This is a genomic window from Paraglaciecola sp. G1-13, assembly GCF_055809255.1.
Genome location: NZ_CM147903.1, coordinates 2,809,128 through 2,833,995, shown reverse-complemented (window position 1 = coordinate 2,833,995; position 24,868 = coordinate 2,809,128). Strand labels below are relative to the sequence as shown.

General features: G+C 45.2%; 28 protein-coding genes and 2 pseudogenes. 21 read left to right on the top strand and 9 right to left on the bottom strand.

All coding sequences use genetic code 11. The features are described 5' to 3' along the window. The first annotated feature begins 13 nt into the window (after nucleotides 1-13). Entirely contained in the window at nucleotides 14-460 is a 447-nt protein-coding gene (locus AC0L6N_RS11900; RefSeq protein ID WP_473474801.1) for a hypothetical protein, read from the top strand. Nucleotides 461-586: 126 nt separating this feature from the next. Here AC0L6N_RS11900 and AC0L6N_RS11895 read toward each other — a convergent pair whose 3' ends face one another. Then, nucleotides 587-1,483: a hypothetical protein gene (locus AC0L6N_RS11895; protein ID WP_473474800.1), complete on the bottom strand. Its 897-nt coding sequence runs from the start codon at nucleotides 1,481-1,483 to the stop codon at nucleotides 587-589. Between the two features lie 121 nt (nucleotides 1,484-1,604). On the opposite strand from AC0L6N_RS11895, the gene AC0L6N_RS11890 reads away from it, so the two are divergent. The 3 genes from AC0L6N_RS11890 (at nucleotide 1,605) to AC0L6N_RS11880 (ending at nucleotide 3,783) form a co-directional block, all read left to right on the top strand. Then, nucleotides 1,605-2,387, top strand: a complete 783-nt coding sequence (locus tag AC0L6N_RS11890) for an enoyl-CoA hydratase/isomerase family protein (protein ID WP_473474799.1) — start codon at nucleotides 1,605-1,607, stop codon at nucleotides 2,385-2,387. Then, on the top strand, nucleotides 2,387-2,803 hold the full coding sequence (locus AC0L6N_RS11885) for a PaaI family thioesterase (RefSeq protein WP_473474798.1): 417 nt from the start codon (nucleotides 2,387-2,389) through the stop codon (nucleotides 2,801-2,803). Before AC0L6N_RS11890 ends, AC0L6N_RS11885 begins: the two co-directional genes overlap by 1 nt. 68 nt (nucleotides 2,804-2,871) lie before the next feature. Further along, nucleotides 2,872-3,783 (top strand): DUF1838 family protein, encoded by a 912-nt coding sequence (locus AC0L6N_RS11880; protein ID WP_473474797.1) that lies wholly within the window; start codon nucleotides 2,872-2,874, stop codon nucleotides 3,781-3,783. Between the two features lie 181 nt (nucleotides 3,784-3,964). Here AC0L6N_RS11880 and AC0L6N_RS11875 read toward each other — a convergent pair whose 3' ends face one another. Continuing rightward, nucleotides 3,965-4,276 carry a hypothetical protein gene (locus tag AC0L6N_RS11875; protein WP_473474796.1) on the bottom strand — a complete coding sequence of 104 codons (312 nt, stop codon included), beginning with the start codon at nucleotides 4,274-4,276 and terminating at the stop codon, nucleotides 3,965-3,967. An 88-nt stretch (nucleotides 4,277-4,364) separates the two neighbouring features. Here AC0L6N_RS11875 and AC0L6N_RS11870 point away from each other — a divergent pair, with 88 nt between their 5' ends. Together AC0L6N_RS11870 and AC0L6N_RS11865 are read left to right on the top strand one after the other, a co-directional pair. Continuing rightward, complete coding sequence (locus tag AC0L6N_RS11870) at nucleotides 4,365-4,685, top strand: hypothetical protein (protein WP_473474795.1); 321 nt, start codon at nucleotides 4,365-4,367, stop codon at nucleotides 4,683-4,685. A 103-nt stretch (nucleotides 4,686-4,788) separates the two neighbouring features. Beyond that, nucleotides 4,789-5,160, top strand: a complete 372-nt coding sequence (locus tag AC0L6N_RS11865; RefSeq protein ID WP_473474794.1) for a hypothetical protein — start codon at nucleotides 4,789-4,791, stop codon at nucleotides 5,158-5,160. Between the two features lie 391 nt (nucleotides 5,161-5,551). On the opposite strand, the pseudogene AC0L6N_RS11860 reads toward AC0L6N_RS11865, so the two are convergent. Beyond that, nucleotides 5,552-5,764: pseudogene (locus AC0L6N_RS11860) on the bottom strand (hypothetical protein); the annotation flags it as partial. Between the two features lie 414 nt (nucleotides 5,765-6,178). Continuing rightward, nucleotides 6,179-6,619, bottom strand: a complete 441-nt coding sequence (locus tag AC0L6N_RS11855) for a GNAT family N-acetyltransferase (protein ID WP_473474793.1) — start codon at nucleotides 6,617-6,619, stop codon at nucleotides 6,179-6,181. A gap of 221 nt (nucleotides 6,620-6,840) precedes the next feature. Between AC0L6N_RS11855 and AC0L6N_RS11850 the strand changes: the two genes are divergently transcribed. Beyond that, a complete protein-coding gene (locus AC0L6N_RS11850) occupies nucleotides 6,841-7,368 on the top strand; it encodes a DUF3750 domain-containing protein (RefSeq protein WP_473474792.1) in 528 nt (175 codons plus the stop codon). A 101-nt stretch (nucleotides 7,369-7,469) separates the two neighbouring features. On the opposite strand, the gene AC0L6N_RS11845 is transcribed toward AC0L6N_RS11850, so the two are convergent. From AC0L6N_RS11845 to AC0L6N_RS11835, 3 genes are read right to left on the bottom strand one after another with little or no spacing between them, the layout of a single operon-like run. Continuing rightward, complete coding sequence (locus tag AC0L6N_RS11845; RefSeq protein ID WP_473474791.1) at nucleotides 7,470-8,390, bottom strand: polysaccharide deacetylase family protein; 921 nt, start codon at nucleotides 8,388-8,390, stop codon at nucleotides 7,470-7,472. Further along, nucleotides 8,390-9,403: a polysaccharide deacetylase family protein gene (locus tag AC0L6N_RS11840; RefSeq protein WP_473474790.1), complete on the bottom strand. Its 1,014-nt coding sequence runs from the start codon at nucleotides 9,401-9,403 to the stop codon at nucleotides 8,390-8,392. The genes AC0L6N_RS11845 and AC0L6N_RS11840 overlap by 1 nt, the downstream gene beginning before the upstream one ends. 44 nt (nucleotides 9,404-9,447) lie before the next feature. Next, nucleotides 9,448-10,107 (bottom strand): isochorismatase family protein, encoded by a 660-nt coding sequence (locus tag AC0L6N_RS11835; RefSeq protein WP_473474789.1) that lies wholly within the window; start codon nucleotides 10,105-10,107, stop codon nucleotides 9,448-9,450. A gap of 357 nt (nucleotides 10,108-10,464) precedes the next feature. On the opposite strand from AC0L6N_RS11835, the gene AC0L6N_RS11830 reads away from it, so the two are divergent. The 5 genes from AC0L6N_RS11830 to AC0L6N_RS11810 all read left to right on the top strand — a co-directional run bounded on the left by AC0L6N_RS11830 (nucleotide 10,465) and on the right by AC0L6N_RS11810 (nucleotide 15,870). Then, nucleotides 10,465-11,193, top strand: a complete 729-nt coding sequence (locus AC0L6N_RS11830; protein ID WP_011575502.1) for a hypothetical protein — start codon at nucleotides 10,465-10,467, stop codon at nucleotides 11,191-11,193. Continuing rightward, the gene (locus tag AC0L6N_RS11825) at nucleotides 11,193-12,461 is read left to right on the top strand and encodes a class I SAM-dependent methyltransferase (RefSeq protein WP_473474788.1); all 1,269 of its coding nucleotides are present in this window, start codon (nucleotides 11,193-11,195) and stop codon (nucleotides 12,459-12,461) included. Before AC0L6N_RS11830 ends, AC0L6N_RS11825 begins: the two co-directional genes overlap by 1 nt. Beyond that, entirely contained in the window at nucleotides 12,458-12,835 is a 378-nt protein-coding gene (locus tag AC0L6N_RS11820; RefSeq protein ID WP_473474787.1) for a hypothetical protein, read from the top strand. Before AC0L6N_RS11825 ends, AC0L6N_RS11820 begins: the two co-directional genes overlap by 4 nt. Nucleotides 12,836-13,351: 516 nt before the next feature. Then, nucleotides 13,352-15,238: a TonB-dependent receptor domain-containing protein gene (locus tag AC0L6N_RS11815; RefSeq protein WP_473474786.1), complete on the top strand. Its 1,887-nt coding sequence runs from the start codon at nucleotides 13,352-13,354 to the stop codon at nucleotides 15,236-15,238. A 149-nt stretch (nucleotides 15,239-15,387) separates the two neighbouring features. Further along, on the top strand, nucleotides 15,388-15,870 hold the full coding sequence (locus AC0L6N_RS11810) for a DUF6314 family protein (protein ID WP_473481319.1): 483 nt from the start codon (nucleotides 15,388-15,390) through the stop codon (nucleotides 15,868-15,870). 58 nt (nucleotides 15,871-15,928) lie between these two features. Here AC0L6N_RS11810 and AC0L6N_RS11805 read toward each other — a convergent pair whose 3' ends face one another. Continuing rightward, on the bottom strand, nucleotides 15,929-16,789 hold the full coding sequence (locus AC0L6N_RS11805) for an EamA family transporter (protein WP_473474785.1): 861 nt from the start codon (nucleotides 16,787-16,789) through the stop codon (nucleotides 15,929-15,931). Between the two features lie 327 nt (nucleotides 16,790-17,116). On the opposite strand from AC0L6N_RS11805, the gene AC0L6N_RS11800 reads away from it, so the two are divergent. Continuing rightward, nucleotides 17,117-18,391: a sugar phosphate isomerase/epimerase family protein gene (locus AC0L6N_RS11800; protein ID WP_473474784.1), complete on the top strand. Its 1,275-nt coding sequence runs from the start codon at nucleotides 17,117-17,119 to the stop codon at nucleotides 18,389-18,391. Nucleotides 18,392-18,500: 109 nt separating this feature from the next. Here AC0L6N_RS11800 and lpxL read toward each other — a convergent pair whose 3' ends face one another. Then, entirely contained in the window at nucleotides 18,501-19,400 is a 900-nt protein-coding gene (gene lpxL, locus AC0L6N_RS11795; RefSeq protein WP_473474783.1) for an LpxL/LpxP family Kdo(2)-lipid IV(A) lauroyl/palmitoleoyl acyltransferase, read from the bottom strand. 243 nt (nucleotides 19,401-19,643) lie between these two features. Between lpxL and AC0L6N_RS11790 the strand changes: the two genes are divergently transcribed. From AC0L6N_RS11790 to AC0L6N_RS11755, 8 genes and pseudogenes are all read left to right on the top strand, one after another. Then, a complete protein-coding gene (locus AC0L6N_RS11790) occupies nucleotides 19,644-20,096 on the top strand; it encodes a hypothetical protein (protein ID WP_473474782.1) in 453 nt (150 codons plus the stop codon). A gap of 187 nt (nucleotides 20,097-20,283) precedes the next feature. Beyond that, nucleotides 20,284-20,766, top strand: coding sequence for a CPBP family glutamic-type intramembrane protease (locus AC0L6N_RS11785; RefSeq protein ID WP_473474781.1), 483 nt, complete (start codon nucleotides 20,284-20,286; stop codon nucleotides 20,764-20,766). 117 nt (nucleotides 20,767-20,883) lie between these two features. Continuing rightward, nucleotides 20,884-21,063, top strand: a pseudogene (locus AC0L6N_RS11780) (Txe/YoeB family addiction module toxin); the annotation flags it as partial. Nucleotides 21,064-21,367: 304 nt separating this feature from the next. Then, a complete protein-coding gene (locus AC0L6N_RS11775; RefSeq protein WP_473474780.1) occupies nucleotides 21,368-21,676 on the top strand; it encodes an REDY-like protein HapK in 309 nt (102 codons plus the stop codon). Nucleotides 21,677-21,684: 8 nt separating this feature from the next. Further along, nucleotides 21,685-22,527 (top strand): SDR family NAD(P)-dependent oxidoreductase, encoded by an 843-nt coding sequence (locus AC0L6N_RS11770; protein WP_473474779.1) that lies wholly within the window; start codon nucleotides 21,685-21,687, stop codon nucleotides 22,525-22,527. Between the two features lie 74 nt (nucleotides 22,528-22,601). Further along, a complete protein-coding gene (locus tag AC0L6N_RS11765; protein ID WP_473474778.1) occupies nucleotides 22,602-23,498 on the top strand; it encodes a polysaccharide deacetylase family protein in 897 nt (298 codons plus the stop codon). Further along, entirely contained in the window at nucleotides 23,495-24,322 is an 828-nt protein-coding gene (locus AC0L6N_RS11760; RefSeq protein ID WP_473474777.1) for an HpcH/HpaI aldolase/citrate lyase family protein, read from the top strand. Before AC0L6N_RS11765 ends, AC0L6N_RS11760 begins: the two co-directional genes overlap by 4 nt. Nucleotides 24,323-24,341: 19 nt before the next feature. Then, a complete protein-coding gene (locus tag AC0L6N_RS11755) occupies nucleotides 24,342-24,860 on the top strand; it encodes a MaoC family dehydratase (protein WP_011575488.1) in 519 nt (172 codons plus the stop codon). Nucleotides 24,861-24,868 lie beyond the last annotated feature (8 nt).

Genomic DNA, 24,868 nt, shown 5'->3' with positions numbered 1-24,868 from the left:
AAGAGAGAACATTATGACATCAACACTAAAACAGCTTATGCCTGCCGTGCTAGAACACACAGGCGTGTGGCAAGGCACCTACCGGCACATCGACGCACAAGGCAATACTCTCGACTTTCATCAAAGTCAGGTGGAATGTGTATTTCCAGAAACAGGCCCTGTTGTGTATGTGCAGCGCAATCAATTTACTTGGGATGATGGCCGGGTTTTCACCGTCGCGTTTGACGGTATTATCCAAAACAACAAAATCTACTGGGACACGGATACCTTCAAAGGGTATGGCTGGGTTGCCAGCCCGAATATATTTTTACTTGAGCTTGAACGTAAAGATGAGCCCGGCGCGTGGTTTTACGAAAGTATCGTGATGGGCGCAGACAAAAAACATCGCGCCAGAACCTGGCACTGGTTCAAAGACGGGGTGTGTTTCAAGCGGACGCTGTGCGATGAGCATTTAGTCTGACCGGGCATCTAGTGGTTAGTCACGAAGCGTTTGATGAAGCGAAAAAAGAGGGAGATGAGTACTCCATTTAGCGCTTAACATCTTATGTCGAACAGGATTTAATGGCGAGCAGGGTAGCTGCTGCCTCTAAGTTGCGGGGCGTTCCACTAGTTCAATTAACTCACCCGCTGGCCCTGTGGCTAACACAACCTGAGATGTGGGGTAGTATGCATTGTGCACTTGGGAAATGGGTAAGCTTAGTTGTTTCGCGGCAAATTCAATATCGTCCACCATGCAGGTGATCATAGCGATACCAGAGGGTAAAGACCCAGGGTTTTGTACACTGGGTTGAGCATCTGGTACTTGGTCTATTTCAAATAAGCAATTACCGCCCAGTTGCAGTGTCGCTACCGGGTATTGGTGCTCTATATCAAGGCCCCATGCGTTGTTTAACACAGTGACTTTGGTATCAAACTTGATGCCAGTGACTTGGTTTAACGCCTCATAAAACGCGAGGCTAGCATCGCGATTTTGGGTACACAGCACGGGGATAAATAAGCTACCAGTGCGAGCTTTCGTCATTGGTAATTCGAAAGGCGGTACGGGTTTGTCGATTTGAGTGATGTAACTCACCTCATCACAGGGGCCAATGACTTGCATGGCTTTTATGGCGTCACTTATTTGCAAATACGCTGGTTCGCCGATGATTTTAAATACCTTGGTGTCGATTTCAGCGCGTATCACGTCTACGTCAGCAACGTTCACTTCTAGTGCCATCCAGCCTTGTGTTTTAAGGGGCGTTGTTTCGGCGCAACTTCTGTCCTCAACGATACGCAGCCAAGCATCACCATTGGCGGCGGCTAAAATATGCATGGGGTTGTTTAACAGTTTTGGAGCATTCCACAGGTCGCAAAGCGCTTGGGTGACCACCTCTTCACGTATAAGGGTATAACCCATGCCAGACTGATACGAATGGCTGGCAAATTTGAGGTGCGGCGCTAATAACGTAGCGCCAACGACTGGGCCTAAAAGGGCTTCGCTCATCGGATTTTCTCGGTTGGATTGCTAAATGGCAATTTAAAATTGCACTGAATAGATGATAATTTGGCGTAACCTAACGCACAACGCAACCACGTACTTAACCAACGCCGGAGCTTATTGATTTATGTCAACAGTCACCTTGAATATAAAGGGAAAAGTCGCTTATCTACGCCTTAACAGAGCTGAAAAGTACAATGCGTTAACCCAAGACATGTGGCATGCCATTGCGGATGCATGCGATGTGTTAGCTCAGGACCAATCAATACGCGTTTTAGTGCTAGGTGCACAGGGTGACAAAGCGTTTTGCGCCGGCGCAGATATACAAGAATTACATAGTATGCTGAGCAACCCAGATGCCTTTGCTGCTAGCAACGAAATAGTGCAATTAGCCCAGCAAAAACTTGCAGCCTTACCCTTTGCGACAATTGCACAAATCAATGGTGTGTGTGTGGGCGGGGGCATGGGGCTGGCGATGTGTTGTGATTTTCGTATGGCCGCTAACAATGCAAGCTTCGCGATCACGCCTTCTAAACTAGGGTTGTTATACAGTTTGGCAGATACCCAGCGCTTAGCGGATATAGTGGGCTTGCCTCGAGCCAAAGAGCTGCTTTACCTAGGCAAAAAAATTGATGCAAACACGGCTGCCAGTTGGGCATTGGTGACCGAGGTGGTCGAGCGTGAAGCGCTCAGTGCTGCAACCGACGCATTAATCGCGCAGATATTGAGTGTGAGCGGCTACTCGATTAGCGGTACAAAACGTACGCTAATCCATGTTAGCCAAGCAAATGCACAAGCTTCGGATAATAAAGCTGCGCTAGAGCAGTTATTTGATGATGCGTTTCATGGTAAAGATTTCAAGGAAGGTGCAGCCGCCTTTGTTGAAAAGCGCACTGCGAGATTTTCATAATGACTGACATTCACTTTGACGAGCATTTTACCCCGTGCAGTCAACAAGACGGTTTCTCTGCTCACATCGGCCCGTTTTATGAGAAGAACATTAATGGGGTAGTGCACCGAGCGCTAAAAATAGAAGCTCATCATCTTAACCCTGAAGGTGTGGTGCATGGTGGTGTGACATTAGCCTTTGCGGATTATGCGATTTATCGTGGTATTGGCGATGAAATAGGTCACGATATTCGCTTTGCTACCATTTCGTTGAACAGCAACTTGATTGCACCAGGCAAACCAGGAGACGTTCTGTATGGTGTAGGCAGTGTTGTGCGCAAAACCCGTAGTGTGATATTCGCTGAGGGGCGAATATTCACCAATAAAAACATTGTTTTACAAGCCACAGGGGTGTGGAAGATCATAGGTGCAAATTGATAATTCTCAATGCGCTAAAAGCCCATTCAACTAGTCTAGGTACGGTCAAAAATAAGAGAACCAAACACATGAATAAACTCAAACTGGCATCATTACTACTGCTAGCAAGTGCGTCTTTTAGCAGTGCATTTGCGGCCACAAAAATAGACTTGAATACCCCTGAGGGCGCTAATACCGCTATGCGCAAGATCCAATGCTCAACCATTGACGATAAGCCGGTTTTTTACTGGTGGAAAGGCAAGGTGTTTTCTCGCCGTCAAGGTGAGGTGGACAAGCATATTTTTAATGTTGAGGGCATGAATGTGCGTACCTGCGGCACGGTGGATGGCGGTAAAAAAGGCAAAGCGTATCGCCTCGTTACGCGCGAAATTCTACTCTATACAGACAAGAAGACTGGCCAGCCACTGGATACATGGGAAAACCCATGGACTAACGAAGTGGTTGATGTGCACCATGTGCTAAACGATCCTGTTAATCAACCCCCTAGCTTTCCCCGTAATGAAGATGGTACGGCCTCTCCTTGGAAACAAAAATTCGGTGGTGACATCAATGGTGACTACTGGTGGATGACTTTCCCCGTACCGCTTTTCTATCACAATGACCTTGGCGGTGAGTACCAGAAAGAGGTCGGCGGGGTGTATCACGCATCTGAGTTATTCAACTTTTCAGGTGATTTAGAAAGCTTGACCAGTAGCGAAAAAGATACCGCCGATGTTCACGTAGGTTGGGTACGTATTTCAGATTGGCTACCCTTTATGATGATGAGTGGGCGCGAAGGCTCTATTTATATTCACACCGCTGGGCGCAAAGTTGATAGTTTCGACGATATGGGGGAAGTGATGAAAACTTATATCAATGAACATGCACCAAAATATAAAACGCCGCCGCCAACAGATGATAAACGCCCGAATGAAACCAGCTGGACGGGTTATAAAAAAGTGGTCAAAGGCGAGAAATTTAAACGCCAGCGAGCACAATAATAAGCTGTTATATACAAAGCAGTAGCGAAGTGTAGAAAGGTTAGTCTTAGGGCTAACCTTTTTTGATTGATTTTCACCTTGGGGAGCCGCGCGTTTTAGCTTAGCTACAGACTATCAGCTAACAGAGAACTCAATGCTTATGTGGACAGGGGACGCTAAATTTCAACCATAACAGAAATCTTTAGGCCCTAGCTAATCTGGGCATTGCTTTACGTATCCCTGTTAACACATTGCTCCAGCCTACGCGTCGTTTCCAAAGTACACCATCCACAAACGCATCATAGCAATCAATGCGGTCACATTTACGCAACTCAATGCGATGAACGATGGGTTGCCCAGTGTCATAGTCTGTGATTTCGATGACACGCCTCAATTTAGGGATAACGCGCTCGGGCGATATCTTCTCACTGCGTTCAAGACGCTGTTCATTTTTAGATCTGTTAGTGTATGATTCCCTAACATTTTTTTGATATTTATTCGTGCGCCGATACATAACCACCTCCTACCTTACAAGGTAGTATAGCTTGCACGGTCTCACTAATAAGTTGTTATGTTGCACAATCGATTTTGAGTACACCTAAATGTTCTGGATATTTTTTATAGTAGGTTGTCTGCTGATACGGTTTGGTATTAAAAGTGTCCTTCGATACAATCAGGTTAAAAAAGAAAATACAAGTTTGGGTAGTAACCTAAGAGGTATGAACTATCCGGACAGTATTTTAAATATAGATAACTTTATTGTTCGTGGTTTTCGCAAATTTTTGTGGCAGGCTTCAACTGACGGTACATGGCAGCATGGTTTATTTTCTGTTGTAGTTTTCTACATCGGTTTGGGCTTATTAATTTTGGGTGTTGTTCTTTACCCAGAATCAGCTTCTGTATTTGGTACAGGTGCAACATAACAAGTCACTGCAAAGGACTAAAACAGCTGGCTATGCTCGTGCCTCGCTATTTTAGCCATCAATTTTTAGCCTCTGAGTGGGGCGTTAACTGCCAACGAGAGTCATGGAAGAATTTAAGCCTAATCACATTCCGAAGAAGACGCGCATTTTTAACGTAATATGGGCGTGCGTCCTTATATTTTTGGCTATGTATGGTTGGTTGTCTAGCAGTTTTTATTTTCCTGGTCGAGCTGGTAGCAATGGTGTTACGTTCACCAATTTAGGTTTGATTTTATTCATTTGTGCTTTAATCACCGCAGCGATAAATGCTCTTTTGGTAGTTGTAGACCACTACGATAAGCGTAACAATGAAACACAATACAAAATGTTTTCTCGGTATCTTAATGTCTTTGGTGTCATTTTCATTATCAGTGCTTTTGGTTATCAATATGTTCATAGTCAAAAGCCAGTGGTAGTTATCAGTAATGGCAGTTAACAAAAACATAATGGTGGGAATCTTACTTGCTGAAAAAGCGCTCCTAAAATCCCCATATGTTAAGCGTTAGCCTCAAAAATACATGGTTCAGGAGAAATGATTAGTAATGGATGCCCCCAACTTACATATCGAGGAATTTTTAAGGTACTACTATTCATTCGAACAGGAGCCCCAAAATACATAGACACCCATCTTTAGAATCGTATTAAAAAGCACACCTGCTCAGAGTGGGTAAATGCCTCTAAAGAAGCGTCAAGGTACTTTTTATCTGAACGATTAGGGATTTCTACTGGAATATTGCGTCTATAGGAAGGAAACGGCGTTTAAGGTCGATTTTTAGGCAAGGGGCTAAGCTACAAGCTATGTTGGGAATGGGTCCTTTAGGGTTGTTTCAAGCACGCTTTAATAATTCTCTCGCTTTGGCCATTCCTCGCAGCCGTTGATGATGAGTGTGGCGTTTAAATGCATTCATCATTTGCTCAGCGCCAGCAGCGTAGCAGAAGTGTTTTTCGAACTCAGCTGTTAAGGTTAACCACTGAGCAGCGTCTAATCCCAATCTTTGTAGAATAGGACTGTGAGTGTTATCGATATGACCGGCCTTATCATGACCATTTTTATTATGGGTGTCTTTATATTTTGGTGTCTTTTTTTCAGAAGTTTAAACGCCAGCGAGCACAATAATAAGCTGTTATATATAAAGCAGTAGCGAAGTGTAGAAAGGTTAGTATTAGGGCTAGCCTTTTATTATTTGCGCACCGATATACCGGCTAAACTCAATAGCTCATGGCGACAAAAAAACCTACCGCTATTGTCACAAAAACAACAAAGTAAATAATATTGTGCCAGTTCTGCTTGCTGTTATTGCGGTAATGTTTAAGCATTTGGGTAACGTCATCATCGGAAAACCAGCTATCGCAGCGATAACACTGGCGCGTGCCGTGTTTTACATATGCCCCGCAACATACACATTTATAACGATAGTGAAGGCGATCAGTATTCAAATAAGGATATTGTTTTTTCATGTTTTTGCAGGGGTAGGCTGATAAACGTCTGGTCGTAATATTTGCATCATGCCTTTAGGGTCTACTAGCTCGTTAAAGCCAAATTGCGTATATAAACCCTGTGCATCTCGGGTTGCCAAGAGCATTCGGCGTAAAGCTTGTAGTTCAGGGTGCGCCATAATATTTTGCATTAACCATTTGCTTAAGCCGAGGCCGCGATGCTCAGGCAAAATAAATACGTCAGCGAGATATGCAAACGTTGCTTGGTCAGTGATCATACGAGCAAAGCCCACTTGCTCACCTGTCTCGGTCAACACCCCAAAGCACAATGAATTTTTAATGGCTTTTTCCATCACGCTTCTTGGGATACCTTTAGCCCAGTAGGTGCTCGCAATAAACCCATGGATTACATCGAGATCCATTTCGTTTGTATCCGTACTTATCTTATATCCTTGCATGTATGTGACCCTTCATTTATCAGTTTGGCCGATAGCACTCACTAGACACATCATCATAAAAGTATTTTGCTTGGAAAAGCGAGCAGTTAGGTGCATTTAGAAGAAATTGGTAACAAGTGTCTTCTTGCTTCGCCGATATAATTTTGCTTTATTGTCTGTTAAAAGAGCGTATGAATAACCTGCGCGCTAGGTACTAAAACAAAATAGTTGACGAGGGAAGAATGAAAGTATTGGTGTTGATTGTATTAGTCAGCCTGTTGGCGGCCTGCACAAACAGGGATTGGCGCACGGCATCACGAGAGCCTGCAGGTCTTGCCCTTAACCCAGTAATAGAAACCCAAGCATCGATTGAGGTTTATGCCGCTGATGCTTTTAGTTGGCGCGGCTGGTTTGCAGTGCATACGTGGTTGGCGGTTAAGCTTGAAAACGAGCCTGAATACACAGTTTATGAAGTGGTTGGCTGGCGAGTCAATGAAGGGCTGCCCGCACTGCGCGAATACCAAACCCCTACGCCAGACCGTTTTTGGTATGGGGCGAAGCCCGAAGCGGTCTTATCTATTCAGGGTGACAAAGCCGCTGAGCTTATCCCTAAAATAACCGCAGCGGTGAATCGCTACCCTTGGGCTAACGAGTACACCTTATTTCCAGGGCCTAACAGCAATACGTTTCCTGCCTGGGTGGGTTTGCAGGTACCAGAATTAGAGCTGGATATGCCGTTTCGGGCGATTGGTAGTGGTTACGCGAATTAGGAATTTATTTAGGTCGCAAATCTAAATGGGTAGCTAAGCCCACGATGTGTAATCACATATCGTGGGCAGTGTATTCAAAGTTCGAAAGTGATAAGCGCTGTCTATTGAGGCGTCGTAAAAGCTCTCAGAATATTACTGGCACTGGCGCTGTACACATCTTGACTCATCACGTATTCAAGCACTCGCTCTAGGGCGCCAATGCGGTGGGGTTGCCCTAGCATCCAGGGGTGAATATTTAAGCTTAGCATTCGCCCGCCACTCTCATTTGCTTCTTTTAATAAGAAGTCACAAGCATCGATCATTTGCTCTGCGTAGGCATCTTCACTGTGCAAGTTATTGAGCATGATAAACGCATCGTCCAATTCATTGGATAACGGCATGGCCCATAAATGACCTTGTTGCGTCTTAAAGGTGTAGGGCATGTCATCGTTCACCCAGTCACAAAAATACTCTATGCCATTAGCGGCTAACAGTTCAGGGGTGTTCTCGCTTTCGTTGCGCCCTGGGCTCAACCAGCCAGTGATGTTTTGCCCGGTTAACTCACGTAATTGCGATAACGAGTCTTGCACTAATTGCGTTTCGGCTTGTTTGTCTTGGCCGCCATAGTGTAGGGCGTCCATGTGCATGCCGTGGCACATCACTTCATTGCCCCGCTCTTTAATGGTGTTGAGCAAATACGGATTGCGCTTGGCAAGCTCGGTGTTCATGGCAAAGGTCGGGGTGACCCCGTATTTATCAAACGCTTTTAAAAAGCGGAAAATACCCACACGATTTCCGTAATCACGCAAACTAAAATGGCGTAAATCGGGGTAGGGCATGGTCATGCCGCCTTGAATTTTAAACGGCTCACCTTTTTGATCCAGCGGGAAAAACTGCAAAGGTACATTCACCCACAACGCCAGTTTTTTGCCGCCCGGCCAAGTGACTTTTGGCCTGTCGGTGAGCATCGACCAATCGTAACGGTCGTGATCCATGCCATGACTGCGATGAGCGTATTCTAGGTATGATTTATCTAGCGCCATTATTTCGCTCCTTTATTCAAGGCTACAGCAGTATTCAAGGCCACAGCGTTATTCAAGGCTACAGCGTTATTCAAGGCAGCCGCGTTCTTTTGCGCAATGTCTGTTTTAGCTTGCTCGTAGTAATGCTCAAGGTAGTAATCGGCAATCTCTTTGCCTGTGGTCACCCATACATCCTCGTGACTGGTGATGTAATCAAGCGCTTCTTCAAATGCCTTCATACGATGTGGGCAAGACACCTGATAATTATGTGTAGGAATACACATAATGGTGCCTGATTCGTCCGCTTCGGCGTAAAGTCGATCAAAGTTTTTCTTGAGCATCTGGCCGTAACGTCTGGGTTCAATTTTGTTCACTACAAAGGCAATGGTGTCGTTCATTTCCAGTGAATAAGGAATAGACACAAACGGTTTATTACTGCGAGTGTGTATGGGTGTGGGCTGATCGTCATGAAATAAATCACATGTATAGATACCGCCTTCATTGCCAAACAACTCTGTGCCTACTTCAGCGAATAAATCTAAGGTGAGCTCTGAATGGGACAGCGCTGGTGCCAAATAGCCTGCACACTTTTGCCCTGTGTGCTGATAAATCGTTTGCATTGAATCCTTGATCATGTCGCGTTCTTGCTGCTCTGACATGCCGTAGGTGTAACGTGTATTGTAAATGCCGTGGCTGAAAAACTCCCAATCTCGCTCTTTGCACATTTGAATAATTTCAGGGTGGTGATCGCAAAGGGCAGTTGATAACGAAATAGAGCCGCGAATGCCGTATTTATCTAGTAAGTCCATTTGCCGCTGATGGCCCACGCGATTGCCGTAATCACGGATACTGTAGCCTTGCGTGGCAGGGTAGGGCTGCGGCCACGCTTTGCGAGATGGGTTAGCTGGCGGATTCAGTTCATAAAACTCAATATTCGGCGCCACCCAAAAGGCCATTTTTTTACCGCCGGGCCAACGAATTTTCGGGCGATTTTCGTAAGGCCAATAGTCGTAAAATCCGGGATCGCTTTTCATATTTTTCTGCCTATTGTGTACTGTCGTTTGCGCTTAAGGTTTTATTACTTAGCAAGCCACTGATTCACTTCGTCTAAGGTGAGTACGTCGGCGTATTTAAGAGACAAGTCCGTTAAATTCGCGTAGTGGTAACTCTCATGTTTATCCGCCACGCACTCCTCAGGCACTATGGTGCGATAGCCACGAGATAAAGCGTCAACGGCTGTGGCGCGAATGCATCCTGAGGTAGAGCCGCCGGTTAAAATGACCGTGTCCACTTGGTGCCATACCAGCAATGACTGCAACTGAGTTTCAAAAAAGGCTGAGGGCATTTTTTTAAGATAAACCACATCTTTGACGTAATCGATTTCGAGGCGATCATCAAATTCACTGCGCCGTGAATCAAACTTGATGTTTTGCAGTGAATCCGGAGTGTCCGTGCGAGTGCCCCAAATACCGGCATCTTCGGCGCTATCCATGTAAGCGACATGGGTCCATACCACTGGCCACCCTTTAGCGCGAAAGGTTTTTGACATCTCATTGATGTATTCCATTTGCCGTGGGTCGGTTTCGTAAGCGGTGGCAAACTCATCTGTGCAGGTATAGGCCTTTTGCGGATCGATGTTGACCAGTACCGCTTTATTACCAAAGCCAAAACGTTTACGCGCGGGGTTATTTTTTACGTCGTTATAAATCTCTTTTGCGGTCTTAGTGGTCGTTTGCATCGGGTTACCTTCAGATCTTTGATAATTGTCATAGGTTTTATGGCTAATATTGGCAACAATTTAACCTTGAATTGCGTTAATTTTTGGTGCACCTTCTTCTTAATGTACTATTGATATAACAATTATATTTATAACTCAATTTTAGCACTCCATGCAAATATAATTGCTAGCTAAATTGACGTCGACCAATTCACTCAGTTGATTTAAGTGATACTAAATGCGTAGCAGGCTTAGTCACGTACTCTTTGAAGAGTAAGTTTAGGGTGTATTTCTACGAAGCATTCTACACAGCACTCTACGAAGCATTCTACACAGTACTCTACAAGGTACCTTACACAGATAAAGGCAGGACCCTACATGAAGCACAGAACAATTCGCGGGACGATCCAATACACCAGCAGAAAACCAGAAAAATTTGGCCAAGAAAGAGGGCGTGAGTTTTTTAGCATCACCACTCAATCAGATGGTGTACAAGTCATGCATGCTCACTGCGAAATAGACGATGAGCCAAATGTAGTGCGCGATGTGGTGCAATCTATGCGTCAGGACTGCAGCCCAATAGACTGTAGCGTGCGTTTGTCCGTGGGGGATAAATATGAAGGCAGCGGCTGGATCCGTTTTACTGATACCTACGCTGAATGTGAGACTCATAACCAGCGAGATGGGCGCATCACCCAGCGAATTGAGCTTGAGCAAGGCGTCAAATGGTTACAATCGCATCCTATCGTCGGGGACGGTATCTTGATGAAGCTTTATGATTTATCGCAAGGGCCAGGAAAAACCTTTTTCCCCGATATTATGCTGACCTCACCTGATCATCGCGGCGCGACAGGGCCTTTACTATTCAAAATGAATGGCCTAGGTATTCGCTATGTAGGTGAAGAAAACATTGTGGTGCAAGCAGGGAAATTCATCGCACGGCATTTTCAAGTGGTCGATACCGCAGGCAACTTACCTGAAGAGCACCCGCCGTATGACTTGTGGGTGAGTGCTGACGATGACTATTTGTTGCTTAAAGCGGGCGTTGAAGGATACATGCAGACCCACTATGAATTAACTGACTATCAAATCATTGGAGGCGAATAATGAGCGACAGCAATGCGTTACCTTCGTGGGACGTGCTCACCAAGCACGATGTGTTTCCGGTAGCGAGTCACGATGAAGTGGCTCGATTGAATTTTCTGACTCACCTTAACGTGCATTTAAGCAGCCAAATATTGCCCGGCGTTAAAACCGCTTATGAAAAGCAGGTAAAGCCTGCCATTATCGCGCAAACAGGCAAAGAGCCAACGTCACGTCATGACGTGCGCAAACATATGTTGAACAACGGCTACTTTCAAATGTGGAGTGCGCTACGGCGTAATACCATGGAAATGCGCCACCAAGCCGCACGCTCTCAAGTGCTTGGGCAGATTGAAGGCATAGTGGCAAAGGTGGATAAAGCCTGTGAAAACGATGGCAACATCCAGCTAGATAACAGCGTGAGTATTCCGCCGAATGTGGGCTCTGTGGATATACATTGCCAGCCAGGGTGTTATTACCAAGAATATTTTGAGAACGATGTCACTGTAGCGGCAAGTTACGATTTAGGCCTGTTTGTGACCACAGCCGGTTTATTAGGCGCGTTAAGTGACGGTGGCGGGCAGGGCATTGCCAACTGGCTTAAAACTCAGCACCCAGATTTTGCCCCTAAGCGTATTCTGGATATTGGTTGTACCGTTGGACATAACGCATTGCCTTTGGCCGAGCATTTTCCTGATGCAGAGGTGATTGCGGTAGATGTGGCGCGCCCAAGTTTGCGATACGCCCATGCTCGCGCCAAATCGCTAGGGTTAAGCAATATTCAATTTGTACAAGCCAATGCTGAAGATCTCAGTCAATACGATGACGGCTCATTCGATTTAATTACCACCTCGATGTTTTTACATGAACTATCACATCAGTCTTTACCTAAAATCCTCAAGAGCATCAACCGCTTGCTAGCGGATGGCGGTTTGAACTTGCACCTTGAACAACCCCAGTACACAGGCATGGATGTTTATCAGCAATTTATTCGCGACTGGGATACGTACTTTAATAACGAACCGTATTGGGGGCCGATGCATGAGCTCGATTTGCCGAAAGTTTTCGCCGAATGTGGCTTCGATCCTAACGATTTATTTGATGTTGGGGTGGTATCCAAAGTAGATGAAAAGATATTCGGTAAGCCAAAAACAGACGGTGAAGATTATGGCCGCTCACCTGTGTGGAACGCCCTTGGGTTATGGAAAGGACAGCATGTAAAAAATAACGCGAAAAAAGACGGTAATAAAGACGTAAACGTCGTCGAAAAGACAAGTGAGAATGCAGCATGAGTGAGATTAAAAAACATCTGACACAAAGCGAAAAAACGAATTTAGCGGGCAGTAAAGCCAAAGGCCAGCGTCCTTACTTCTTAGTCAATAAGCAAACTGAGCAAGCTTTGTCAGTGGCCATGACACTGGCCATGGAGCTGTCAGTCACTAAAGAGCGCTTATCGTCTCTTGAATGTATGTTGGTGGACAAAGGCGTGATTGAAAAAGGCGAACTCGACCAGTATCAGCCAAGCAAAGAAGAAGTAGCGAAACGCAGTCTTGAAACCCAAGCTTATTTAGCGCGCGTACTGCGTATTATGCAGCAGGACAAAGAAGAGTTAGAGCGTGATGACCCTGATATGCAAACCGTGCAAGACGAGCTCACCAAGTGGTGAGCGAGCTTGCCATTTGTGACGACATACAAGTCGACAAACAGATACACAAGCGCTGCCTCAAGCACTTAGCAGGTTTGTAAATGTAAAAATGTAAGATTGCGCACAGGCTGAAGCCCATGCCTGTGAGCAATCATCTCTATTAGCCTATCCTTATACCATTCCTACATAGCGACGCCTTAATCAAAAACCGCTGGGCGCATTCTGAGGGGGCACTTATTAATGCGCATTGGTATTATTACGTCTCACCTTCCTAGGCAGTGCCCAATCATATACAATCCTCGCCGGTTAAATATCGGGTTAACAAACATGCCTTTACGAATAAAAACGAGAAAAATGCTAAACAGTGCCTAGGTTGCTTGATTTAAAACTAGCGAATGGCTGAGCATGAAATCGTTCAGCAAGTAAGGATATTGTAAAAGCACGCCATGATCATGATATAGGTATGCGAATTACGCTCTAAGAAACACAAACACAAATAACGATATGCAAAAAAAGCATGCAAAACAAGGACACACAATGCTCCGCGCTGCAATGAAAATGGCCGTAACGATAACCGCAACTATGGCGACTACCTTCTCAATATCTGCCTACAGTGCCATCTCTATTGAGAGAGGCGTTGAAAAGGTCGCTGAAAAAGACGTCGAAAAAATGACTATCGAAGGCGCAGCTACAGCGAATGAATCACCTGTTGGCACCTTTAACTCTCCCATCTCTAATTTAGAATACGACCCCAGAGTCGACCTTCAATCCAGAAACATGGCTGAAGCGCAGGCTGACGTGACGATCCGCGGCGGTATCTTCGAAAATACCGGCTTTAGCGTGGGCAGTGCCACTCTTATCGACCCACAAACTGGCCATTACGTGGCAGAAATTCCTATTGCGCCAGAAATGTTAACGGCGCCCGCTATTTTAACCGGTGTCGATAATTCACTTTATGGTGCAAATAGCTCGGTGGGCTCAGTGGCCTATAAATGGCGACCTATTCATACATCAGGCAGTGTTTCATTAGGGGCCGGTAACAATAACTTTAATATGCAAAGGGTACACAACGCCGTTTCTTGGTCGTTGGATGATTCATCACAATACAAAGCAGGCGTTGAAGGTGAGTATTCGCGCTCCCAAAGCGATGGCACCATAGACAATGGTGATCACCGTTTCGAACGGGCATCTGGGCGGGTGCAGCTCATAAGCGACACCTCGCAAACGGATTTGTTTTTCGGCTATCAACAAAAATTTTTTGGTTGGCCTAACCTGTATACCCCTTTTAATGTGAACGAAACAGAAGACTTAGAAACCCGTTTGTTGATGTTTAATCACCAGCAGCAATATGCACAACAAAGCACCTTTGAAGTGTCAGCTTATTACCGACAACAAAACGATCACTATGTTTTTTCTAGGGAAAACCCAGAGGCTTTTCAAGCGTTTCACGAAACCAAGGTAAAGTCAGTGGCAGTATCGGGTCGGCATATGACGGATTCAAAACTGGCGCTGAACTATGCAGCGCAGTTCACAGCGGATGAGATTGAATCGACAACCCTTGAGAACAACTTCACCTCGCGGGATTACTACAAGTTCAGTGTGGTGCCCGAATATGCAGTTGCCTTGCAAGACAACGAACAATTAACGTTTCGTGTTGGGGCGGCATTTGATGACACCAATCGCGATGATTCGCGGGTATCCGTGATAAGCGATATCGTTTGGCTTAAAACAAACGCAGACAAGTCTACACGGACGGTGAACTTTTCATATTCTGAAGCCACGCAAGTCGCAGGGTATACCGCCATTGGTGGAAGTACCTCCAGCGGATTGTTTAGAAGCAATGACACACTTGAGCGTGAAACCAGTAAAAACTTAGAGTTGGGCGTGTCGTTAGATGAAGCCTCGTGGCGCGTAGATTCTGCTGTGTTCTACCGCTGGGACAACGAACTCACTGATTGGACTTACCGCTTTGACTCTACATCCGCACGGGTGGCAAACCCAGTTGATATCGAAACCATAGGTGTTGAACTGATGGCAATTGCACGTTTAGAAAGCACAGATGTCGTGACGAGCTATACCTATCTTGATAAATCTGAAGACTATCGAGATGAAAATATAGATGCAAGTTTCTACGCGCTAAACTATCCACCCCATCGATTCACCTTGGGTGTGATTTGGTATCCCGCTGAAGCGCTTGAGCTCAAAGTAGATAATGAATGGCGAAAACAAGAAGACAACCTGTTGAGAAATGGCGGCGATAGCGCTTTTTTCACCCATATCTCGTTGACCTATTCACCGCCACAGATAGACGGCTTCAATGTGGTGGTGGCGGTTGATAACTTGTGGGATGAATCTTTTGAAGAGATCCCCGGCACGCCAGGGCGCTCTGATCAATTATCTGTTACAGCAAGCTACTTTTGGTAACGAGATTGCGTTACGTTCGTCGCGTGTTGATTGGCTCAGTGAATGTGGGAGTATGGTTTGAATGAGTTCTGATTTTATAAGACCCGCTTTTATAACTGCCGCTTTTACAAGTACTGCTTTGATAACGATTAAATTGATGAGCAATGATTTTGGTCACTAAAAATAATGCCGTCGATCAAGACACTCAAGCACCTCAAACAGCGGTGACGTCACTCAGTGACTCGCCTTCTTACCTTGCGTACTTTGTAGGAGCATGGCAGCTAAACAGGCAGATCCTGCAAAGTAGTGGTGAGACTTTTGTGTTTGAAGGGCAGGCTGACTTTAGTTGGGTTGAGTCAGATTTGCATTACCACGAAACTGGGGTGGTCACAGCGCCAGATGGCCGTGCACTTCAAGCCGAACGCGCCTACGTGTGGCAACAGCAAGCAGACGGCAAAATTGAGGTGTTATTTGATGATAAACGATATTTTCATACCTTCAGCGCCGCCGAACCCTATGCCAAGCACCTGTGCGGTGACGATCTTTATGTAGTGAGTTATGCGTTTGAGCATGGACCGCGCTGGGAGTCTACGTGGCAGGTAAAAGGCCCACGAAAAGACTATAAAATGACAAGCCTTTATCAGCGGGCATAACTTGCTTTGTGCTCAATTAAAAACACATTTTTAGGCTAACAAGCACTTACGAGCTAGCTTACCCAGCGGCTGTTTCACTGCGCTTTTGCGATAACCAAAGTGCAATAGCAATAATTAAACCGCCAAGTGCAAGGCGGCTAAAGTCGGTGTCTTTTTGCCACAGCAGTAGATTTACAACGAGACCTGCGGGGATCAATGCATTATTCATTGTGGCTAAGGTGCCCGCTGAAACCTTAAGCGCCCCTTGATTCCAAAAGTAATACCCCATTCCTGAAGCCATCACGCCCAACCACAACAGCACGACCCATTGGCTTAGCGTTTGAGGTAACTGATTTGTGTTACCGAACATGAAAAAGGCAGGTAAGGCGACAGCCAATGCCCCAAGATAGAACCAGGCGAATATAGTGTGATTAGCCACATCTGGTTGGAAGGTGGTGGCCAGTTTTCGATAGCCCACCTGACCAAGCGCAAAGCAAAGGTTAGCTCCTTGTACAATAAAAAAGCCCATCCAGAAGTGCTCGCTAATGCCCTCAAAACGAATGACGGCTGCGCCAAAGGTGGCGATTAGCGCACACAATAAATGAAAAGGGGTGAACCGCTTGAATAAGGCATCATTGAGCATAGTCACGTAAAGCGGGGTGAAGATAGTAAACAGCAGGACTTCTGGTACCGATAAATAAAGAAACGAATGGTAGAAAAAGATGTACATCATACCCAGTTGCAACGCGCCTAAAAAGGCCAAAGCAAGTTTCTGCTTGGCGCTCAGCAGTGAAAGCTTTAGGAAGGGTAAGAACACCAAAGACGCCAGTAACACCCGGGTAAGAACAGAAAAGTAGCTATCCACTGAACCTGCTAAATACTCACCAATCAGTGAAAACGAAAATGCCCATAAAACGGTGACGGCGACTAAATAAAACACGGGTAACTCATTTGCAAAATTATGTGCGCGCTAAAGTATTGCATCCAGCCAGTTTAATCAAGATGGTTGTTCGAGTAGCGCTTTAGGCTAACAGAGGTGAGCCATTCTAGGCTTGTGCTGTTAACGACAAACATGCATGTAAATTGAAAAATCATAATACTCACAATAGCCTTGTCCCAGTTAAGATGAATTTTAGATGGATGAAATAAGGTTAAAGCGCCTTGCTAGTGAAGCGACGAAGCTCAGCGTGGTGGTTTAAAAAGCAGATGTGTAGATACACCAAAGCCGGTGGGATGAATTCAGAACAATAAATATCAGGCAATAAATATGAAAGTGACCGCAATGCTTGTAATGATCGCCCTTTTTGTTTCTCAGTTGAATGCGCAAGAATTACTTGGCTCGCAAGTCGCTCGTTTACATCAATATGTTGGCCATTGGGTGAGTAGCGAGCATGCAACGACTGACAAGGTCGCTGCTTTGCCCGCCATTAAAATGACCAATACTGCAGTTATGGGTGGGCGATCGATTCAAGTTCAAGTGCTGCAATACCAACAAGGGCAATATCAAACATTGCTGACGGAGCTTATTGGCCACGACGCGAAGACAGACCACATTATCGCCTTAGGGCAAAACCAAGACGGGGTTATTTTTAAAGGAGAAGGGCGCTTCTCGACGGATAGTCATTGGAAAATGCGCGATCGCGATATGCACGGAGACTTCTATTTAGCCGTCGAATTTGACTTTCAAAGTCCAACCAATGTGTTGCTAAAAGGGTTTGATAAATCGGGTAAAAACACTTGGGAAACGCGGTATATCAAAGCTAATCCACAGGATAAAAATATCGGTATTCAATTGGTTTCTGTGCACCAAGATATGCTGCACGATCCCGTTGGAACACTACGAGAGCTGAGCAGAATGGGCTATCGATTTGTAGAAAAATTTGTGTATGACCAAGGTACGTTTTACGGCATGTCACCAGTAAAATTTCGCCAAGTGGTGCAAGATAGTGGTATGCAGTTTTTAGGGTCGATGACCTTTTATGACTTACCTGCTTCTGATGACTGGCAGGTGGCCATGGATTGGTGGTCAAAGACGATACATGATCACGCACAAGCGGGTGTGAAATACTTAACTACCTCCAATAATCAACTGGATTCAATACAAAACTTAGCGCAACTACAGCGTTATACAGAGTATTACAATGCCATTGGAAAGTTATGCCAGGAACAGGGGATAACCTTTGCGTTTCACAATCATGCTGATGAATTTAAGACAGTCGAAGACGTGCTTATCTATGATTATTTTTTACAAAACACTGAGCCAGACTATGTTTCGTTTCAAGCCGACATCTATTGGATGCATGTTGCAGGAGTATCAGCAGAAGCGTATTTCACAAAATACCCGAAGCGATTTTTAAGTCGGCATATCAAAGACTACAAAGAACTGGGCGCAAGCGGGAAAATCGATTGGGCGGCCTTATTCAACCACACTGAATTTGACACGCCACAGTACATGGTCGCGGAGGTCGAAGACTATTCTTATCCGCCTTTGTACAGTGTGCAATTGGCGTGGGAATACCTGAACTACACACTGCTAAACTAGCGTTTTTGAACTGGGTCTAAAGCGCGAAACTTTCTGACGTTACATAAAAACACCTGCACAAGCGAAGGGCTGGTGAGCATCGCTACCTCCGCGTGTAAAAATCAAGCGACTAGTAAACTGAAGGCTCCCCTGGCGGGCGTGTTTTAAAGCGGCGATGTACCCACATGTATTGATCAGGTTGCTCACGGATCGCGCTTTCAATCATTTGGTTGATAATGGTGGCGTCTTGCACATCATCACCACTTGGAAATTCAGCTTCTGGAATAGCAAAGGTGATTTTATATTGATTGGTTTCAAGGTCACGTTTATGGGCGACGAAGACCGGTTTGGCCTTGCCTAAGCGCATTAATTTACTGGCTGATGTGACAGTCGTGGCGGGTATACCAAAAAACGGCGCGAATACAGAGTTCTTGATACCGTGATCTTGATCCGGTGAGAACCAGACTACGCGACCCTCGCGCAGTGAGCGAATGATGGCGCGCATATCAGAGCGTTCAAATACGTTTTTAAAGACACGTTTTCTGCCTTCGGTGATCACGTATTCAAAAACTGGATCATTATTTTTACGATAGATAACGTCCATATCCGCCACTAAGTTGACCATCATTCCCGCTAAATCTAAATGGGTATAATGACCGCCTATCAGCAATACGCCTTGATTGTTGGTCGTCGCAGCTTGTAATACCTCTAAGCCTTGTACGCTAAAACGTTTACGTAATGACTCAGGTTTAGCCCACCAAGCCCATGCAATTTCAAAAAAGCCAATGCCATTGGCCACAAAAATATCTTTGACCAGTTGTTCTTGTTCCGCTTCAGATTTTTCAGGAAAACACAGTGCAATATTAGTGGTAGTGATATGGCGACGATGTTTGAAAAATCGATAGCCGATTTTGCCAAATGCACTGCCTGCTAACATTTTTACTTTAAAGGGAAGTAAGGCAATGATCCTAAGAATAAGTACTGCAAACCAGCTCGCCCAGTGTCTTGGATGTAGAAGAGATTTTGACATGAATTAATACGCCATCCGAAAAAATTTAAATTACAGTGCACAATCTAGGGAATATAACAAAAATGCCTTTTTATAGGCACACATAGCAAAGATTATTTTTTATCATTTGCCGAATTAGCATGCCAAATCTAAACATCAAGTAAAACCGCACAAAAAAACACCCTTATCGCGCCGCTGGAATACCCCTTGCTATGTCATAAATATAAGCGTGGAAAATCACCGTAAGCTATTAGGGGAGTCACAATGCAAGTTCAATCAAATTCAGTGTTAGCGGCACTTAGCGAGAATACACGTCTTAGTACCTCGGGCAATGAATTGCCAAGTAGCGGCAATAAAGCGGCGCAACTCGCCCCAGCACTTCACACTACAAGCGAGCAAGACTCTGGTGACGAGTATGATTTCACCAACATGTCACGCCGAGAATATAATCAATTGGTAAAAGCGGGGGTCGTTCCGCTTGGCTACGTTGTACTGCCCGCGGATGGTATTGATCTCACATCGAACACCAAGGCGCAGATGCAAGCCGTGCAGGATGAAAAAATAAACTTCATCGATTATTACCAAAATAGAATTTCCTATCGAGAAAGCACCGGCCAATCGACGGAAAATTTCCGTGATGTGCTGGCTGACTTACAAAAATTGCAGGGTAAGGCCATGAATCCCGCGTTCAGCAAAAGTGTGGATACTTACGCTTAGTTGTTATCAGGTGATCCCCTCGATTTTGTAATACTCGATAAGTTATCAAACTATATATGGAAAATATTTTACTTGTAGATTTTAATAGGAAAGAGCAAGTCGCACTAAATATTGGTGACAATAAAAATTAAATCGAGAAGTTACATATGGGATTCTTGATAAAGAGTGTTTTGGTTACAAGGACGTTATGCACAAATATAGATATTTTTTCTTAAAAGAGTTACCTCTTTACAGTCTAATTGTTTTTGTCTCAGCTAAAGTCATTAAAGCTGCCTACATACTATTGCACAATTTATTAGAGCATGAGCAATGGCCGTTTCTCTTACTTTTGAGAAGCCAAGATCTCCTCGGGAATTTCGAAAAACTTACTTCACTTCTTGTTCTAGCCCCATTATTCGAAACATTATTTTTCTGCGTAATAGTTTATCGAATTTGCTTCAAAGTAAGAATATCGGGCTGTTACTACATAATTGTAAGTGCTTCATTATTTTCATGTTTTCATTTATTAAGAGATGGTTTGGCTTGGTATACACTTGCGTATACCTTTGTTGGGGGGGTAGTGTTTGCATATTTTTATAACAAACAAAAAGCAAAATATAATGAGAGTGTGGCTTATATTTTTACTAGCCTAGTCCATTCTTTGACTAATTTTTTAATCTTATGCGTATAAATACCCTGTAAATTTGACTATGACAAGCATGCGCCAAATGACTAAAACACTAGGTCACCGTTTAGTTATTTAGCCAATTGTTGTTAGCTCAATATCTAAGTTTTAGGGGAAGTGGCGAAGATAGTAAAAAGAGAGTTCATTGCGACTAAGCGAGATGCGTTTGATGGGATTGGTAAACCCGAGCCTTTAAAGGAAAACTTTTCCGATTTTTGGTCACGAAGAATTGATGAAACTAGTCGTCTAATCTATGCCGTTATTGACTCGCACTTAACAATAATCTCATGTCGTTACCACTATCGAGTCGTTAGCTTGTTAACCTGCCGGGATGATTTATTCATTATCCGCAAATCCACAAATCCACAAATCCACAAAGTCCGCTTCTCGCCAATAGCTAGCTGTCAAAGTAAGTAGCAACCTTGCCCGGGATGAGGTGGCAGTCTATTTGCTCATTTCCCATGTTTGACGCAATGCCTCTTATACGCAGCAATCAATCGCCAATTGCCTTTTGTCAATTTCTTAAAAGCTAATTTCAGCAATGATTGACTTGTCTTGTGGTGCCCTCTAAATTTGTCCGTACAAATTATTTTAGTCGAGGCAGCCAATGACCACCATAGTCGTATTATTCAATCTACAAGCCGGCGTTGATGAAAGTGTTTATCGTCAATGGGCCATACAAACGGATATTCCTACCGCAGGCGGTCTTGCATCGGTCGATTCATTTGAAGTGCTAAAGGCTGAAGGTGTGTTGATGAGTGAGTCAACGCCGCCTTATCAATATATCGAAATCCTCAAAATCAATGACATGGACCAATTCGGTCAAGATGTCGCCACGCAGACTATGCAAAAAGTCGCCGCGGAATTTCAGCAATTCGCTGATAACCCTACTTTTATCATGACCTCAAAACTGTAGGTAACGCTATGTCTCAATACCCTGAATTACAAGGCAAAGTCGCCGTCATTACCGGCGCGGGTCGCCAAGCTGGACTAGGTGAAGCCATGGCAAAACGCCTAGCGTCAGAGGGCTGCAAAGTGGTGCTCACTGACATCGGTAAATCTGTTAGTGAACACACCCCTGACAGTGCTATCGGTCACAGCGATGAAATGAACCAAATCGTTGCAGACATAAAGCAAGCGGGCGGCGAAGCCAGCGCGTTTGTGTGCAATGTACTGGATGAAAAAGACGTGCAAGCGGCAGTGAAATTCGCAGTAGATACCTACGGATCTGTCGATATTTGGGTAAACAATGCCGGTATCGGTTACTTGATGAAATCCATTTTAGACATGCAAGTGGATGAATGGGACGCCGTACTTGGCGTTAACCTGCGTGGCACCTTCCTTGGCATTAAATACGCTGCTGAACAAATGGTTAAGCAGGGCAAGGGTGGCAAAATTATTAATATTGGCTCCCAAGCATCTAAATCAGCATTCGGCCATGCTTCCGCTTACACCACCTCAAAACATGGCATGAACGGCTTAACTCGCGTAGCGGCCATTGAGCTTGGAAGCCACAAAATAAACGTCAATGAAATTTGCCCAAATCACGTGACTACGGGCTTGGGCGCGTGGCAGAACGCGCATTTCTCAGAGGTGACTGGCAAAGGCCACGAACAGTATATGCAAGACATGCGAGACCGCATTCCTCTGGGCCGACCAGGCTTGCAAGAAGACACCGCCAAAGCATGCGCTTTCTTATGTTCAGATCAAGCCAGTTACATCACGGGTGAGTGCATGAACGTGTCCGGCGGCGAAGAGTATCACTAGCGATAAACGTGCATAGAAAGACGATGTACGTCCATAAACGCGCTGAAAAAGTAAAAAAATAAGAGAGCAATTTGATGTCAGATTTTAAATGGCCAAAAGATAAACGCCTTGCCATGTCTATCGTGGTGAATGTTGAAGAAGGCTCTGAGTACAATGTCAAAGAGGGCGATAAAGGCATGGAGCCGGTGGACGAATTACAAGTTCACCTCAAAAAGCCCATGCGCAATTACGGTAACGAATCGAATTATCAATACGGGATCAATGAGGGCGCACCGCGCATCATCAAACTGCTCGATAAATACCAGATGCCTGCCACGTGGACAGCCGCAGCCTTAAGCTTAGAGCGAGCGCCGCAAATCGCAGAAGCAATACAACGTCGAAATGATGAAACTTGCTCACACGGTTATCGATGGGTGTTTCAGTTTCGCATGGACGAAAACGAAGAGCGTCAGTTTATAAAAGATGCGGTCACCAGCATTGAAAAAACCACTGGTAAGCGGCCTCTAGGTTGGTTGTCGCGTTACTTGCTCACCGAAAATACCCGTCGTTTGCTGCAAGAGGAAGGCTTCTTGTATCACATGGATGATTACAGCGCCGACGCGCCATTTTGGGATGCAGTGCAAGGTACAAATGAACCCATGGTGATAGTGCCGTACGCCCTAGATTCAAATGATATGAAGATGTGGGTTGCTCCGTCATTAACACCGGACGCCTGGTTGAAATACGCCATTGATACCTTTGATGTACTGTACGAAGAAGGTGCAGAGCAGCCTAGAATGATGAGCTTAGGGTTGCATTTGCGCATCATAGGTCGCCCTGGGCGCATTGGCGCACTAGACGCATTTTTGAAGTACGTGAGCGAAAAGCCCGGGGTGTGGTTTACCACTCGTCAGCAAATCGCTGAAACGTTTCAAGAGCAAGTGCCTGCAACGAGCTACGTCGCTAAAGAGCAGGACGGAGCAACATCATGAGCAGCATTTTACGCTCCTTGCTGTTTGTACCGGGCTCACGCCCAGAGCGCTTCGAAAAAGCCCTAGGGGCAGGGGCTGATCTCGTTTGCATCGACTTAGAAGATGCCGTGCTCCCAGGTGATAAAGATTCCGCGCGGGACGCTGTTTTAACCTGCGTGCAAAAAACGCCAACACTGTGTGTGCGCATCAATCCTGTGGGCACGCAAACGGGTGAAAAAGATTTACAGGCCTTCGCGAATGCGCCAATAGCGCCTGATGTAGTCATGCTAGCCAAATGTGAATCAGCAGAAGATGTGTTGCATGCTCAGGACGTTATTGGCAAGGGCAACAGACGGTTTATCCCCCTTATCGAAACCTTAGAAGGGCTTGAAAACGCCTATCAAATTGCCAGTGCGAGCAAGCAAGTGGAACACATCATGTTTGGCGGCGCCGATATGGCGGCAGAACTGCGCTGTGAATTTAGTTATCAACCCCTGCTTTTTGTGCGCAGCCAGCTGGTTTTCGCGGCGGCGAAGGCCAACGTTGGCCTGATTGATGTGCCCTATGTGGACATCAAAAATGAAGCTGCTCTAGTGGATGAAACCAACCAAGTCAAAGCGCTTGGGTTTAGCGGTAAAGCGGCGATTCATCCTTGCCAGATCCCGGCTATTCATCAAGCGTTTATGCCCAGTGCAGAACAAGTGGCTTACGCGAAAGACGTCATGGCCGCAGTCGATGTGCCAGACGCAGGCGTGGTCGTGGTAAACAATAAAATGGTCGACAGGCCAATTATTTTGGCCTGTCAACGAACATTAGCGTTAGTCAAAAACGCATCTTCAAATTGATAACCGAGAGAGAAAACTAATGGTACAGAATGTAAAAAAAGTCGGCGACAACCGTTATCGCGAAACCTTCGGCAGATGTTTTGAAGAGTTCACAGTAGGTGACACCTATGAACATCGCCCTGGGCGAACTATTACCAAAACGGACAACACCTGGTTCACGTTATTAACCATGAATACTCACCCTATGCATTTTGACGACGAGTACGCCAAAGCCAGTGAATTTGGTAAATGCATTGTGTGCTCACCCTTCACCGTAGCCCTAATGGTGGGCATGAGCGTGACAGATGTCAGCCAAAAAGCCATTGCCAATTTAGGCTGGGAAGACATCAAAATGACGTACCCCGTTTTTGAAGATGACACCTTATATGCAGAGTCAAAAGTACTGGACAAGCGCGAGTCTAAGTCGCGCCCAGGTGCTGGGATAGTGACCGTTGAAACACTCGGTTTCAACCAAGACGGCAAGCAGGTATGCAGTTTTGTGCGCAAGATGTTAATTGCGAAACAAGGTTACTCAGTAGAAGAAAAAGTTAACTATTAATCAATAGA